Source organism: Sporosarcina sp. SAFN-010 (genome assembly GCF_059415065.1).
Genome location: NZ_JBPFDS010000018.1, coordinates 20,074 through 34,201, shown reverse-complemented (window position 1 = coordinate 34,201; position 14,128 = coordinate 20,074). Strand labels below are relative to the sequence as shown.

General features: G+C 37.9%; 15 protein-coding genes and 2 pseudogenes. 6 read left to right on the top strand and 11 right to left on the bottom strand.

Annotated elements, in window-relative coordinates; translation table 11 throughout:
* Nucleotides 1–36: 36 nt before the first annotated feature.
* The 3 genes from ACR65F_RS16125 to kwaB all read left to right on the top strand — a co-directional run bounded on the left by ACR65F_RS16125 (nucleotide 37) and on the right by kwaB (nucleotide 2,475).
* Nucleotides 37–609 (top strand): recombinase family protein, encoded by a 573-nt coding sequence (locus ACR65F_RS16125; RefSeq protein ID WP_440505030.1) that lies wholly within the window; start codon nucleotides 37–39, stop codon nucleotides 607–609.
* Nucleotides 610–931: 322 nt separating this feature from the next.
* Nucleotides 932–1,519: an anti-phage protein KwaA gene (gene kwaA, locus ACR65F_RS16120; protein ID WP_440505029.1), complete on the top strand. Its 588-nt coding sequence runs from the start codon at nucleotides 932–934 to the stop codon at nucleotides 1,517–1,519.
* Nucleotides 1,516–2,475 carry an anti-phage protein KwaB gene (gene kwaB, locus ACR65F_RS16115; RefSeq protein ID WP_440505028.1) on the top strand — a complete coding sequence of 320 codons (960 nt, stop codon included), beginning with the start codon at nucleotides 1,516–1,518 and terminating at the stop codon, nucleotides 2,473–2,475. The genes kwaA and kwaB overlap by 4 nt, the downstream gene beginning before the upstream one ends.
* Nucleotides 2,476–2,722: 247 nt before the next feature.
* Here the strand turns inward: kwaB and ACR65F_RS16110 are convergent, their stop codons facing one another.
* The 5 genes from ACR65F_RS16110 to ACR65F_RS16090 form a co-directional block, all read right to left on the bottom strand.
* Nucleotides 2,723–3,370 (bottom strand): hypothetical protein, encoded by a 648-nt coding sequence (locus ACR65F_RS16110; RefSeq protein WP_440505027.1) that lies wholly within the window; start codon nucleotides 3,368–3,370, stop codon nucleotides 2,723–2,725.
* A 15-nt stretch (nucleotides 3,371–3,385) separates the two neighbouring features.
* Complete coding sequence (locus ACR65F_RS16105) at nucleotides 3,386–4,183, bottom strand: ImmA/IrrE family metallo-endopeptidase (RefSeq protein ID WP_440505026.1); 798 nt, start codon at nucleotides 4,181–4,183, stop codon at nucleotides 3,386–3,388.
* A 24-nt stretch (nucleotides 4,184–4,207) separates the two neighbouring features.
* A complete protein-coding gene (locus tag ACR65F_RS16100; RefSeq protein ID WP_440505025.1) occupies nucleotides 4,208–4,534 on the bottom strand; it encodes a helix-turn-helix domain-containing protein in 327 nt (108 codons plus the stop codon).
* Between the two features lie 199 nt (nucleotides 4,535–4,733).
* Nucleotides 4,734–5,624: a hypothetical protein gene (locus ACR65F_RS16095; RefSeq protein ID WP_440505024.1), complete on the bottom strand. Its 891-nt coding sequence runs from the start codon at nucleotides 5,622–5,624 to the stop codon at nucleotides 4,734–4,736.
* Between the two features lie 198 nt (nucleotides 5,625–5,822).
* Nucleotides 5,823–6,311 (bottom strand): JAB domain-containing protein, encoded by a 489-nt coding sequence (locus ACR65F_RS16090; protein WP_440505023.1) that lies wholly within the window; start codon nucleotides 6,309–6,311, stop codon nucleotides 5,823–5,825.
* A 260-nt stretch (nucleotides 6,312–6,571) separates the two neighbouring features.
* Here ACR65F_RS16090 and ACR65F_RS16085 point away from each other — a divergent pair, with 260 nt between their 5' ends.
* A complete protein-coding gene (locus ACR65F_RS16085; RefSeq protein WP_440505022.1) occupies nucleotides 6,572–6,730 on the top strand; it encodes a hypothetical protein in 159 nt (52 codons plus the stop codon).
* Nucleotides 6,731–7,089: 359 nt separating this feature from the next.
* Here ACR65F_RS16085 and ACR65F_RS16080 read toward each other — a convergent pair whose 3' ends face one another.
* Entirely contained in the window at nucleotides 7,090–8,097 is a 1,008-nt protein-coding gene (locus ACR65F_RS16080) for a hypothetical protein (RefSeq protein ID WP_440505021.1), read from the bottom strand.
* A gap of 268 nt (nucleotides 8,098–8,365) precedes the next feature.
* Here ACR65F_RS16080 and ACR65F_RS16075 point away from each other — a divergent pair.
* Nucleotides 8,366–8,715, top strand: a pseudogene (locus tag ACR65F_RS16075) (transposase); the annotation flags it as partial.
* A 108-nt stretch (nucleotides 8,716–8,823) separates the two neighbouring features.
* Here ACR65F_RS16075 and ACR65F_RS16070 read toward each other — a convergent pair.
* The 4 genes and pseudogenes from ACR65F_RS16070 to ACR65F_RS16055 all read right to left on the bottom strand — a co-directional run.
* A complete protein-coding gene (locus tag ACR65F_RS16070) occupies nucleotides 8,824–10,113 on the bottom strand; it encodes a hypothetical protein (RefSeq protein ID WP_440505020.1) in 1,290 nt (429 codons plus the stop codon).
* Nucleotides 10,106–11,743, bottom strand: coding sequence for a sensor histidine kinase (locus ACR65F_RS16065; protein ID WP_440505019.1), 1,638 nt, complete (start codon nucleotides 11,741–11,743; stop codon nucleotides 10,106–10,108). Before ACR65F_RS16065 ends, ACR65F_RS16070 begins: the two co-directional genes overlap by 8 nt.
* A gap of 110 nt (nucleotides 11,744–11,853) precedes the next feature.
* A complete protein-coding gene (locus tag ACR65F_RS16060) occupies nucleotides 11,854–12,534 on the bottom strand; it encodes a response regulator transcription factor (RefSeq protein ID WP_440505018.1) in 681 nt (226 codons plus the stop codon).
* A gap of 251 nt (nucleotides 12,535–12,785) precedes the next feature.
* Nucleotides 12,786–12,924 (bottom strand): annotated as a pseudogene (locus ACR65F_RS16055) (IS5/IS1182 family transposase); the annotation flags it as partial.
* 211 nt (nucleotides 12,925–13,135) lie between these two features.
* Here ACR65F_RS16055 and ACR65F_RS16050 point away from each other — a divergent pair.
* A complete protein-coding gene (locus ACR65F_RS16050; RefSeq protein WP_440505017.1) occupies nucleotides 13,136–13,354 on the top strand; it encodes a transposase in 219 nt (72 codons plus the stop codon).
* A 301-nt stretch (nucleotides 13,355–13,655) separates the two neighbouring features.
* On the opposite strand, the gene ACR65F_RS16045 is transcribed toward ACR65F_RS16050, so the two are convergent.
* Nucleotides 13,656–14,030, bottom strand: coding sequence for a hypothetical protein (locus ACR65F_RS16045; protein WP_440505016.1), 375 nt, complete (start codon nucleotides 14,028–14,030; stop codon nucleotides 13,656–13,658).
* Nucleotides 14,031–14,128: the final 98 nt, after the last annotated feature.

Below are 14,128 nucleotides of genomic sequence, written 5' to 3'. Positions count from 1 at the left end.
TAAAACGTATGGTTGTAGACAAAAAGGAGCGTTTTCATGAGTAGAATCATCGGCTATGCGCGTGTCAGTACCGAAGATCAAAATTTGGACCTTCAAAAGATTGCTATTGAAAAGTATGCCATGGAGCAAGATATGGATCTTCTTTTATATGTTGAGAAGATTTCAACACGAAAAACTGATCGTACCGAATTAAATTATGCCCTTAAAGCTGCTGCTCCTGGCGATCGTTTTGTTGTCTATAAACTAGACCGGCTTGCTCGAAGCACTAAGGAGCTCTATCAATTAACAGACGAGATGGCCAAGCGACAGGTGGATTTTGTTAGTATTCAGGATAGCTTTGATACAACTACTCCAACTGGACGTGCCATGTTCGGGATGCTTGCCGTCTTTGCCGAATTCGAGCGCGATATAATCCAACAGCGAACAAAAGCTGGGCTGGAGGCTGCTCGTAAGCGCGGGCGCGTCGGGGGACGTCCTGCCATAGACGCCGGCACGAAACGCCGGATTGTAAAGTTGTTTAACAGTGGTGAAAGTGCCTCAGATATCGCGAAAGAGTATGCCATTGGACGTAGTACGGTTTATAAGATTTTGAACGAAGGGGGGATATAATACAGCCAACGCAATGTACCACACTTAGTATATTTTTGCCCCGAGTGACAAAATTTGTGATAGTGAGTAACCCAGAGTTTGCCGTTTCATAACTTCCGGGTTATTCATAATAAAAAATCCACTTTTCAGAAACGGTAATGTTGTATACTTGCCATACAAACCTGTATTTTGAAAATCATAGTACAGAGTTGTGTAACGAAAAAGCACATGAAATTGCAAAACTCTGTACTTTCATGGTGCTCTATATAAATACAATAGTGATAAATTTTTTCGTGTTGTTATAGTATTTATGATTAAATGATGTGAAAGAGAGGGTGAAATTTTGATTAAAAATAATTGGGACAAAATTGAACTTTATATTATCTCTCTCTGGCTACTTTTTATCTTAATAATCATTGTAACCATCGACATCCCAATTTGTTTTGAAAGTACTTGTTCTTTTATAGGATTTAAAGAGTTAATAATAATGAACATTGTATCATTATTTTCATTATTATTATTTTCACTTGGTATATTTTTCTTTTACAGATTCAAGTATAAATTATCCGGCAGTCAACAAAATATTATTATAGTGAAAAAAATTGAAAATAAAAACTACGAGCATTTAACTTTCTTAACAACTTATATTATACCTTTAATCGCTTTTGACTTAACTCAAATTCGTTATTCTATTGTGTTATTGTTGCTATTAATTGCAATTGGCATGATGTATGTTAAAACTAATATGTTTTATACAAACCCTACGTTAGCCTTACTAGGATACAAAATTTATAAAATAGATGCACAGTTTCGAACTGGTGATATCAAACCTGGTATTATACTCATTTCGAGAGAAATTATAACTTTGAATGATAGATTAAGCTATAGAAAAATACATGAAGATATTTATTATGTGAGGGTGAGACGATGACTAATATTGACGTAAGTAGTAAAATACAGGTTTTTCTTGATAAATCCGATGATTTTGTTTGCGAGGTATTATTTATTCTTAACAAGGATACTGAAAAGGTTATAAGGTTTGCTGATATTGACGGAAGCGATCAAGAGTTATTAAAAAAAGATTTCTTAAAACATCTTAAAGAAACTATAGTTGATAATACAGAACTCCGAATTACTGAAATATCCAAATTTGAAGAACGAAAAAATGTTTTATTCAAATATGACTATGATGAACTACCTGAATCATTTTCAATTTTTAATACCTTTCAAAGTCAACACGAGTTTGATACGTTTTCTTTTTCAATTGATAACTTGGACGAAATTTCAGGAATTGTTTTTATTTTGCAAGTAGATGATCTTACTCTAATTTCATATAAAACAAATTACCCTATCAACTTGTATAAACGTGATAGCAAAGCAATGGGGCTATGGAAATCTGAAGAAAGATTAGTTCAAATTCCAGAAGATATATTAAAAGTTTATCCTGACTTCGATTTCTTTTATTTAAACAATGATTTGTTTGTTAGAAATACTCGGGTACTTGAAAGAAACTTTTCCTTCCATAAAATTATAAATAAAAAAGCTAATGAAGCGTTGGAGCTAATTAAATTAGCTGATTTAATTGATGATACAACAACCTTGTCATCAAGATTAACAGACATAACATTTTCAAGAAAGTTAGCACAACTCGGAACGCATTCAATTGTGTTAAATAACTTAAACATGTTTTCTATTACTAGCTTTATAGATAATTATGAGCCGTTAAAGGATGCGTTTATTTTTAATGAAGATAGGACTAAATTTACCTTAAATACCAAAAAGTCTCAAGATTTATTCTTAAAGTTATTAAATGATGATTATCTCGTTTCACTTTTAACTAATGTTTATTATGATAGTGCTAATAAAGATCTAGTAGGGGCGCAATAACTCCAGTTCATTAACTTTGAAAAACCTTCGTATGACTAGAAAAAGTTAATAGTTCAAAAAAACTTTTGTGAGATATGAAAAATACGGAACTTCATTCTTGAAACAAAAACGATTGCACAATACGTTCAAGATTCAGATCTGCTCGGAAAAGGCGCTTGGTAAGTAAAACCAAGCGCCTTACTATAAGACTCTCGCAACAAGATTCTAGTCCGAATTTTATTCGGTATACGATTTACATGTTTATATGCTATACCACGGGTATCACCTGATCAAATTCTGCCATTCGCTCATGAAACAGCTTCCTATTGTCTGTTTTCATTTCGATATGCGCAATTTGAAAGAACTTCCTGACAGTTTTGCGTGGCAATACTCCACCTTCTACAACTAGCTTACAGAAGTCCAAGAGGTTGTGATGCGTAATCAAAACCGGTTCTTGCGAATCATCTCCGTCGATGAAAATATGTAACGGTACCTCTTGAATCACTTCTTCAATTGAATAATCGTTACTGCAAATAAATCCTGCATTCAGTAAATAGGCAGCTGCTAAAGAAGCAATTTCACCCGTACCGGCACTACCTGCCTTACCTCTACGGGTGTCCACTTCAATTAAAGTTGATTGTACCTCGGATAACATTAGCCTATAGTCCTCATAAGTGTCTTTAAAAACCTGAAGAGGTTCAAATAATACCCACTTATTCGCTTGACATTTTTCATCAACAAATTTTTGACCTGCAATACTTAATTCTTGATAAACTTCTTCATGTATATAAACCGATTCATACACTTGCTCAATGATAGTTAGAAAATCATCCTTTGATTTCAACTGTTCAATATAGAAAATAATATTGGCATCGATAAAGCAAATAGAGGGAATCGGCAAAGTATTATTCCGCATTTTTTTATCCCTCCATTAGGCTTCGTCCAGCTCATCCCAAAGTTGATTGATGTCTCTCGTGCCTGCTGACCTTCCAAAGTATTCTTCAGATAACTCGGGATTTAAACGCGTAAGTTTTTTCGCTGCATCTAAGTTAGAAAGTTCTCCCTTTACCACTTTATCTTTTACAAGTTGCTGGTATTGCGTGAATTGAATACGTTTTGGTGGAAAATCTAATATCGACTCGCCTATTTGTTCACAACGCAGTTCAGCCAATTCTCGCTCTGTTAAGGATGACAATTCAGAAACCGGTGCTAATTCAAGCTCACTCAGTCGCCTCACTACGCTCACGTACGGTACTTTGAATATATCTGCCAGCTTAAATATTTGCAGTTCTAGAGACTGTCCGCAGATAATCTCAAAGTAAGAAACAAACGCTTCCTGATTCATCAAAATAGATGCAGCAAAATAATCACCTGCACGTTCCAGCTCTTCATTCGATTGAATTTCAATTTCATACTGCTTTAAATCCTCAGATTCTAAGATAGCGTGGAACCATTCATGTGCCAACGTGAAATTTTGCGTACGAATGGTATCTAATTGATTAATCACAATTTTAGGTTGTACCGTTTCGTCCATATGTTTAAAGAACATCCCATTTAGTATACGATCTTCGCCATCCATTTTGGGTATGCTTAGATAAATCACTTCAATTCCTTGTCTTGCGATCACCTCATCCAACACATCTGCTAACATGAGGGATGTCTTAGGCGACACATATTCCTTATAGTAATCTTCTGCTAAACGTTCGACTTCTTGCATACAACTATTCATTTTCCAACATCTCCTTCCCTGCTTTTATTTAAAGCTTTCGTACTCATTTAAAAGCAAGGCAATCTGCTGAATTTGATGCTTATTAGCAATTGAAAGTTCTGTGCCTCCACGTGGGATGACACTGTATCCTGCAAATGTTTCTTTATCGGATAATCCTAATAACGATGCGCGCGGAATGTTTGTGATTTCTGCGAACTGTGTTAAACGCTCAGATGTAATACGACGATCCCCTTTTAAAAGCGCACGTAAAAGCGCTTCACTTATATCCATCAATTGTGCCATTCTTGTTTTCGTCATTTGATTTTTTTCCATCCATTGATTCAGTAATGATGCCGTATTTTTAAAGTCCATCTCCATCACCTCATTACTAGTATATCACGATTCGCACAAAAAATGCGTGATATCAATACAATTGTGCGAATCATTTTTTCCCGACAGCTAAACGACCAATTAACTTCACGTCATTTCTACATTTCAGAAGTAGAAATTTCCACTTTTGATTCTTGGTAATAGCATGACCAATCCCTCTCCACTATTGCAAATACGCTGTTTAGTTATTCATTTTCCGATTCTCCTGTTGAAGTAACGATATTTCTGCCTTCAACTTTTCCTTCGTCTCCTCATGCACTTTACGGAGGGCTGCCATTTCATCATACAGCTTACGTACTTCCTCATTATGCAGGCGCTCTGCTTCCACCACTGCCTTTTCACGTTCAAGTTCCTTGCGCTCTGAAAGATGAGATAGATCACGTTCATGGTTCGTTTTCACTTGTTCAAAATCCATCCGTAGCACACGTAGTTCTTCAGATACCGTTTGCTTCTCCTGTAATAGCTCTGAGACTTTTTCTTCAAATGCAACCTTGTCAATACCTGCTTGTTTTCTCCACTCAGTCTTTTCAATATCAAAGGACTTTTTCAACGCCTCATTTTCCTCTGCATAGCCTTGATACTTCGTGACGAGACCACTTAACGTGTCGTTCTTATCCTTATATTCACTAATCAACGCTTGATTGTTTTCAAGCATCGTTTGATTGGCCAGAAGTTTCTCTTCAAGTTCTTTAACCTGTTCCTCAAATGTTTGAATTCCTTCTGTTTTTGTTGCCAGTTCCATCTTTAATTGTTGGGTCTGTTGCTGTAAGTCTGTGATAATAGCTTCTTTGCTTTCTAATTTCTCAGCCACTTCCTTCACAGCATATTCCTTTAAATGAACAGAACGTTGAATCATGTTGACGATCAATTCATACATGCGTGTCGTGTGATGCTCCAGTTCCGTTAAATCTTGTGTATAGTCGGATGATCCTTGCTTAATGGCATTCATTTCGTACAAGGCAATGGCGCGTTCAAACCATTCTTTACTGCTTGTCCCGCTCATCTCAATGACTTCTCGCACTTTTTCATACATTTCCTCGCTAACTTTCACTCCAAATGTTTTATCAGCCATTTTATTTCCCTCCATTTGTTAACCAATTAATATTATTAGAACAATGGTTAACCTGGTTTTTCATAGTTAACTAATTATATAATAAATTTTCTGTTTAATCAATCTTGAAATTCGCCATCTTGCTGGCAAGATGGCGCGTTTTTTTACATTTCCATGAGCAAAAGACGTACATGATATACGTCTTTTGCCGTTTTAGTTTTACATATAGCCCTTCTCCTTCAACGATAAATACTTTGTTTCGCTGACAACTAAATGGTCAAGGACTTCTACACCTAATAATTCCCCTGCTTCGCATAATCGCTTTGTAACGTCAATGTCCTCTGCGCTTGGTGTGACATTTTGGCTCGGATGGTTATGTGCAACAATGATACTTGCCGCATTTTGTAAAAACGCTGTTTTGAACACTTCTCGCGGTGTCACAAGGCTTGAATTTAACGTTCCGATATGGCAACGGTGCAAGCCTTGGATTTCGTTTTTCACGGATAGGCACGCGACTAAAAATACTTCTCTATCCTCATTGCCGATAAACTTCATCGCGATATTCGCAAAATCCTCGGGACTGCGTACGGTGTAATCCGTTAAATTCTCAGAAAGATATTTTTTCGGCAACTTGCGACGCTCGGCCTTGATTCTCACAATCTCATAAATAGGCTGTAACTCTAGATTTTTTTCAATTTCTTTTGTCATGGTAGTTCCTCCTTTGTTTTTTCGATTGCTTTAGCCGCAATCACGAAGTCGGAAGGCTGAATTTTTTCCGATTTCTTGGCTATGCCATGCAGCTATTTGCAGCAATCAAAAAGCAAGGAATTGCCTGCAATAGCTCAAAAGTTTTTGTAGCGTAGCGTTTCCAACAAAAAGTTTTGACGATCCTTGCTTTTTGAGGTGAAACACGGATAGGAGCGCGGTAGGCAGAATCTGCCACGCTCATTGCCGAATGTTGAACGCAAATGGCAAAGCCCAAGCAGACGGTCTACCTGCTTGGGCGTATGGCGAAAGAAATCGAAAAAAATGCTCATAATAAAAAGGAATGCAGCCGCATTCCCTTCCTTTTGTCTTTATATGTAGATTTTGAACTTCGCCTCGTTTGGTATGACGGCTTGCCGTAAACGATCCAGGCATCTACTCGCTGTTTCATGGTCTTTACAGCGAGTGATTATCGGAACGTTTAATACCAAAGCGACACGTACCCCTTCACAAAAGAGGAGTTTGATTTTGATGAAGGGGTAGTGTAGGAGGAAGCAGCATTCACTTCTGAAACTTCTTTTTAAAAACAATCACCAACGCCTCGCAGTCAATGTTCCATCAAATAAAATCACTGATATACTATAGACTTGGGTAAGGGCGATAATACGAAAAATGATGATAAAAGGTAAATCGATTTACTGATTTACACTATCAAAAAAGCATCGGTTATAGCACCGATGCTTTTATTTAAAGTAAATTTTCCCCCAAGAGTTTTCGTAAATTAGTTAAAATTAGGACGCTCCCAAAAACTATCGACTACTTCCGGTAAATTTTTTGCATTAAAGTTATCCCAATTAATACTTTTTGCATTTTCATCTGTTAATTCAAATTCCAATACAGTGCCAACCGAGACATTTCCTTTAAGATCCTCAAGATCTGTATTCCAAATTACCAATACAGTATCAAAGTTTCCACTTTTAGCGAAAATGGTCCCGAAAAACGCGGCGCTTCTTTCTATTCTACTTTTCCTTGTTGTTTTCGCAGAAAAACCAGTACTATCAACTACTTCAACCACCCAATAGTTTCCTTCCGGATTTCTAATATCCATTAATTCAGCACTACCTAGTTTTTTCTTGGCATCGGTTAGGTATTCTTTTTTACCTTCCGGTGTTTTAAGATGTTCGGCCCTTAGTTCTTCAGCCTTTTTATTTATCTCTTGTTCATTAGCTTCAATCTTTTGTTTTCCAGCCTTTTTCTCTTTTTCCTTCACAAGCTCATCTTCTGTCTTTTTATCTGTGGCAATTGTCATTTCATTCTTCTTTTCATTAACTGCATTTTGATATACCAGTAAATCTTCTTTGTCTTTTTCCGTTGTTTCCTCAACTTTACATTTTTTTAGATACCATCTAGGTTTATCCCATGCAACATAGTTGTAATTCTTGAGTTTACAAGAAACGGTAACAATTTCCCCCTTTTTAAAATCATATTCTTCGATATTTTTCTTATCGAAGTTTGCTCTGATTTCCGGAAGTCCTTGTTCAATAAGTCTCATTTGGGTATCGTAGTACATCTCTTTAAAAGTTGCAGTCCATCTAATAAAGTCCTCTTTATCCTCTTTTGTAATATCATTATATTTATCGTATACTCCGTTTTTTCTCGGACTTTCCAAATGCTCAATGGCATCAAAATCTAAATAAGAGTAATCATTAAACACCCTATCTTTGTTACCACATCCGGTAAGTAATAACATTGAAAGTCCAATAAAGGTCAACCTAAATAGATGTTTCATTTTCTTCCTCCTCAATTTTCCCTAAATTAATTACATAATTCAAAACTCCTACTCGATTATAGGAGTTGAAAGTAAAAAAAGATAGACTATTGAAAAGGAAAATTGAAAACACAGCGACGTCAAAAAAGAGGTGAGCCATTTACTAGTTCTCCTCTTTTTTGTAGTTTATATTAAAGACTGATATTGATTTCCTTGTTCTATTAGCACACTATTATTAGGGGTCCTACCAACAAAAAGCGCAAGACATACGCTAAGTAAAATTTGACATAAGGAAGGGTATTGTCAATACCCATCGACACCATCCATTTGTGGATCTTGCCCTGTAATTGATCAGTGCACGAAAAGTAAGAAGCATCAAAAACTAATTCAACGTCATGTCTGACAAGACTATCCAGATGCAGCAGAAGACTAGAGACACCATTATGAAATCAAAGAAATATATGGGGAAAGCAAAGAGACGGTTGAAGGAGTCGTTGCCGATGCCAAAGAAAAGCATGGTATGCGATAAACAAACCTTAGGGGTCTTAAAAAATTGTCTAGGCAGGCGATGCTAACTTTTGCTCCCAAAACCTAAAAAAGTTAGCGAGCTGGAAGTGGAAAACGCCAGCGAGGGCGTAATAGAAGATGAGATTAGGTTGGATTACAGCTAATTCACTTAAATAAAACGTCGAAATGACATCATCCTTTTGATGATGTCATTTCGACTTCTTCTTGATGAATCAAAACTTAAGCTTGGTAGGGGGGAAGTTCCATCACTTTCAGTTTGCCATTCACCATTTTAACCGTGTACGTAAAAGTATTGGTGATTTTGTCGAACTCCCTTACCCCGAACCGCGTGCCGTCTTCATTTTTAAACACAACTACAAACGTATACACGTCTTTGCTCACTTCAGTCCGACTCAGAATCTCTTTCAGTGAAACTTTAGGTCCTAACTCCAAATACTGTTTAACTAGTGCATGCTTATCATTAAGGTCAGTTTCAGGAAATAAGTTTCTGAGCCCTTGATAGCTCCCTCCGTATAACCCGACAAGCGCTTCAGCATCCTGACTAGCGATAGCCTGCATATAGACCTCAAGCGTCTCTTGTGGGTTCACAGTGACAACTTCCTTTTTACTCTCTTTCTGAGAAGTTGCTGAAGAATTCAATGTTACATCCTTTTTCCACGTTATCACTTTTCCTTTGCTATCGGTAAATAGAAAAACAACCTCCCCTTGCTCACCCTTCATCGTATCCGGGTAGATGAAACCTGAAAACTGCCCGTCTCCACTAATGTAAAATCCGTCTTCCCCATTCGCCCCATGTTCCCTCGCTGTTTGGACTGTGTTGACGATCCGGTGTTTCTTGGAATTCCACTTCATTTCGGCTAGCGTAAATCCTTCGGGCACCTGTTTCACGACGAAGTCGACACTGTTGCCCTCAATCGGTTTTGGTGTCTGATCAATAATGACGAGAATTTCCTTCATAGGCTCCTCTTTATCGTCAGCAATAACACCATCAGCTGCATTATCCTCTTTTTCTAGAAGCATCAACGTCAAGTTCTTTTTCCACGTTACTTCTTCACCTTTCGAATTGGTGAATCGGAAGACAACTTCTCCTTCATCCCCTCTCATCGTGTCTGGATAGATAAATCCAGAAAATTGTCCGTTTCCACTAATGTAAAATCCGTCTTCCCCATTAGCACCATGTGCTTTGGCTTCTAGAACCGTATTGACAATCCGGCGTTTCTTGGAATTCCACTCCATTTCAGCTAGCGTGAATCCTTCCGGCACCTGCTTCACGACGAAATCGAAACTATTGCCCTCAGTCGGTTTCGGCGTCTGATCAATAATGATGAGTACTTCCTTCTGAGGATTTGCATTAGCATCTTCTTCTTTCGTAGCACTGCCTTGATTGGTTTCAGATGGCTTCGCATGGATGGTATCCGATGCGTCAGGTTCTTTTTCAGATGCACAACCACTCGTCATAAGAAGCACGAATAGTACTGAAACGATATAGCCGTATTTTTTGTTATTCATGTAGTTCTCCTCCGCTTTCATATAAAGTAAAAGAAAATGCGACTCCGTTATTCGTATTCATCACACCAAATTCACTATGATGGAGCTCCAGGATGTGTTTGACTATAGATAGTCCCAGACCCGTTCCTCCAGATTTCCGATCTCGAGAGCGCTCAATTCGGTAGAATTGCTCCCATACTCTGCTAAAATCGTTCTCAGCAATTGGCATTCCCATGTTCTCGATGACCGTAAGTATCTTTCCGGAAGAATCCCGGTCGATGGTAATCGTAATGACGCTGTTTTCCACTGCATGGCGTATGGCATTGCTCATTAAATTCAGAATGACCTGTTCGATTCTTCTAGAATCTGCCGTGACGTAATGCTCTTCTTGATGATTCAGCTTGTACTGAATGCTCCTGTTTTCCATTTGTTGAGAGAACGAATCCGCCAAATTTTGAACAAGTCTTGTCATAGAGAAGTGTGACCATTTTAATTGAATCGCCTTGGCCTCGAATTTGGAAAGCTCTAGCATATCCATGATTAATTCATTCATCCGATCTGTCTCATTTACAATGTGATCCAGATACCGTTCTTTTTTATCTCTCGCTACTCCATCCTGCAATCCCTCTGCGAATCCTCTCACAATACCTAATGGGGTTTTTAATTCATGTGATATATTGGCAATCAGTTCTTTCCGAAGTTGTTCCGACCGTCGTTTTTCTTCCATCTCCGATTGCAACTTATCATTCGTATTGGTCAGTTCCTGTAAGGCCGAATCCAGGTTCTGAGACATCACATCCAGATTACGGGACAGTTCTCCAAATTCATCCTTCGAGTTAAGTCCGGGACCTCCCGTGAAATCCAAATTAGCCATACGTGCAGCAGCATGGTTGAGTGTTACTAAAGGACGGGATACAATTCTGGAGAAAATCATTGACAGAATTGTAACGAGCACTAGAATCATAGGAGCAAAATAGACAAAGTATTTCTTAAGTATATCGACTGCTTCCCCAACTGGTTGTAGAGAAGTCATGACAAATAAATAACGAGCAGTAGGTTCATCCGTTGCTAGCGGTTGAATCACAATCGCATATGGAACACCACTCCAATTATCTACCCATTCCAACTGAACAGGCGATCCATCCTGCAAGCGCGATTGATAGTGCTCCAACTTGGGCATCCATTCCTGGAGCGCTTCGTCGATTAGTGTATCCTGATAGAGAGGGTTATACGAGCGATGCTCAGGCACCATCAGATCAATAATCTTCCCTTGCACCCGTGTTAACCCCATTGTGAGTTCCGTTTGATCCTTCTGAATAGTAATAGGTTGCATGACGGTATCATCTTCGTCCATAAAAATACCGTCTATTACCAATTGATCGCCGATTTGAATCCCCTTTGGAAGCGAGTCATATTCCATTCCATCCGTAGGCAGAGGAACAATGACGGTCTTATGGTTTGTTTGCAGCTCTAAAAAGTAAGGATTAAAAATTATCTGTTCAAAACTTTGATTTAAGAGTGAAGTACTCGTATCGTTCTCGTTCATAAATGCACCGAGCAACCGTGAGATTTTCTGACGATCGGGTACAACTTGTTCGTATTGTTCCTCGAATTGACTCATATTCTGTTCTAGAGTATGGATCTTGGACATTCGGTAAAACCGCTCGAAAAAAAGTCCTTCTGCAATCATTACAATTGAAAAAACAACCAAGATCAAACTAGTCGTAACAAAAAAGAGTTTAAGGACGACCCCTTGTCTCCTCATCCTTCCAACTCGAACTTGTACCCTGCACGGATGACAGTTCCGATGCATCTACCCTCTGTACCGAGTTTCGCCCTCAATTTTTTAACGTGGGTGTCTACTGTCCGCAAATCACCTATATAATCGTAGCCCCATACAGCATTCAGAATAAAATCACGAGACAACACTTTCCCATAATGCTTCGTAAGAAAGAGAAGCAACTCGTATTCTTTCGGTGACAAGGAAATCGATTTTCCCTCTACGGAAACAGTATGGGACATTCTATTTACCGTCAGCCCGCCAAAGGTGAGTAAATTTCCTTCTCGACCAATCGTACCTTCCGTCCGTTTCAACAGTGCAGTAGCACGGGCCACTAATACTCTTGGACTAAAAGGCTTTGTGACATATTCATCCGCACCAAGCTCGAACCCTCTCAATTGATCATCATCTTCCACCCTAGCTGTGATCATAATAATCGGAACATCTGAATTCCTGCGAATCTGCCTGCACACTGAAAACCCATCCAGTTCGGGCATCATAATGTCCAGCACGATTAGGTCAATGGCTTGTCGTTCAAAAATCTCGAGTGCGAGATTACCGTTCTCCGCTTCGTACACGTCCCATTGTTCCTTTTTGAAATAATCCGTTATAAACTCACGCATCAGCAAGTCATCTTCGACTAATAATAGATTTCTTTTCATGGCTTTCCTCTCCACATCTATCCACGTCGCCCTATCACTATGGGACATGAATACTAATATGATTTCATTCTTCATACACCTCCAGCAGGACTATCTAAATCGAGTATAGAAGATTTCTGTGTACGTCGTGTGTACATCTTGTATGAATTTCTTTAAGAATAGTACGTACTTGTTTGTGATAGGAGAGTAACTGTGTTTATCTCCAGCAATAAAATCATATTTTCGAGTACCCCGTCATACTAGCCCATAAAGGGTAAACTCTCTTGCTCTCTTGCTTGTTCTTCCAACCATTGTTGTCGCTCTTCTTTTGTTTTTCTTCCGCTTCTTTTGCACTTTCTTTATATCTTCTTCTTTTGGAGGTATTTGATCAGGTGCTTCAAAGTTAAATGCACAATTGTAGGAATCTTCTTCACATACCGTAAAAAAAATAATGATCATACTCCATAATTAGCTCTACAGGTGCGCTGACAATGGATTTCTTATTAATTGCGAAGAATATTGCATCCAGATCAATGGCACTCACGCTTTCAAACCCTAGATATATAAGGACAGTGGCAATACCTTAACCGTAAAAATCGAGTGAATTGGAAATATAATCGCATTGGATTCCAAAATTCTCGATTTTCAGGTATACCCTTTACTCGCTGAAATCGGCGATATTAAGCGTTTTGACGCTCATCATGCATTAGTAAAATATGCAGGGCTTGTTTGGAAACAGTATCCATCCGGCGAATTTGAACTGGGAATACCAGTCGAATGCTCACGAGGTGATAGATGCTTTCTCCATTTTCCAGTTTGCCGCTATAGAAGAATTGGCTGATCATATCGCATGCCAGCTGGCATGCGATATTGTGTAACTGTGGATTTAAAATAAAGTCGTACCATTTATAAAAAAGATGTACCGTTTTGAAGAAAGTTTAACTGTTTTATTCAAATCAATAAAATACCGTTATATCAACATTTATATTTGGTTTTAATCAATCTTTATTCAAAACGGTGGTTCTTTATATGCAGAAAAATTAAGTGCTTAGAATAACTTTTAATCAAACTTTATTTCCAACCAACACTCTTGAACATATCGAGCGATTCATAGATATGTGGGGGAAATTTCGATTTAGAATTCAGTACTTTTTTGCGTAATAAACCATATTTAAAAAGACCGTAGATATATATAATACGGCAAATATTGTGAGTGTGTGGAAGGAAATTAGATCAATATTTGAAGTTGGATTAAAAATCAGCATTAAAATAATCACATAACTAACACACCAAAAATAGCTAATATAAATGGCACGTTCTCGAATCTTTTGAGCACATTCGTCTTTTTCCGTAAAGTGAGGCGCTAAATAAGCTAAACCAAAAGACATAATCGTTAAAGCAATAGTCATTAACCCATCTGGAAATCTCCCGTTAATGATAGAAGTGCCATTAACTATCACAGCATTAAATAGCATAATAACGCCAATAATTAAGAAGGCTACTCTTTTGTTGTTCAACGATTTTCCTCCTCATACTTAGGTACCTAAGTAGTTACTATTAATTTTAATTTATAATACATACTAACTAAGTACTTTAAATAATAAATAAGTAATGA

Bases quoted from the DNA above. Each gene is read 5' to 3' on its own strand.
- ACR65F_RS16080 (WP_440505021.1), bottom strand. From the start codon at position 8,097: ATGAAACATCTATTTAGGTTGACCTTTATTGGACTTTCAATGTTATTA.
- ACR65F_RS16065 (WP_440505019.1), bottom strand. From the start codon at position 11,743: ATGTCCAAGATCCATACTCTAGAACAGAATATGAGTCAATTCGAGGAA.
- ACR65F_RS16105 (WP_440505026.1), bottom strand. From the start codon at position 4,183: ATGAATAGTTGTATGCAAGAAGTCGAACGTTTAGCAGAAGATTACTAT.
- ACR65F_RS16100 (WP_440505025.1), bottom strand. From the start codon at position 4,534: ATGGACTTTAAAAATACGGCATCATTACTGAATCAATGGATGGAAAAA.
- ACR65F_RS16070 (WP_440505020.1), bottom strand. From the start codon at position 10,113: ATGAATAACAAAAAATACGGCTATATCGTTTCAGTACTATTCGTGCTT.
- ACR65F_RS16090 (WP_440505023.1), bottom strand. From the start codon at position 6,311: ATGACAAAAGAAATTGAAAAAAATCTAGAGTTACAGCCTATTTATGAG.
- ACR65F_RS16125 (WP_440505030.1), top strand. From the start codon at position 37: ATGAGTAGAATCATCGGCTATGCGCGTGTCAGTACCGAAGATCAAAAT.
- kwaB (WP_440505028.1), top strand. From the start codon at position 1,516: ATGACTAATATTGACGTAAGTAGTAAAATACAGGTTTTTCTTGATAAA.
- ACR65F_RS16060 (WP_440505018.1), bottom strand. From the start codon at position 12,534: ATGAAAAGAAATCTATTATTAGTCGAAGATGACTTGCTGATGCGTGAG.
- ACR65F_RS16095 (WP_440505024.1), bottom strand. From the start codon at position 5,624: ATGGCTGATAAAACATTTGGAGTGAAAGTTAGCGAGGAAATGTATGAA.
- ACR65F_RS16085 (WP_440505022.1), top strand. From the start codon at position 6,572: ATGGCAAAGCCCAAGCAGACGGTCTACCTGCTTGGGCGTATGGCGAAA.
- ACR65F_RS16110 (WP_440505027.1), bottom strand. From the start codon at position 3,370: ATGCGGAATAATACTTTGCCGATTCCCTCTATTTGCTTTATCGATGCC.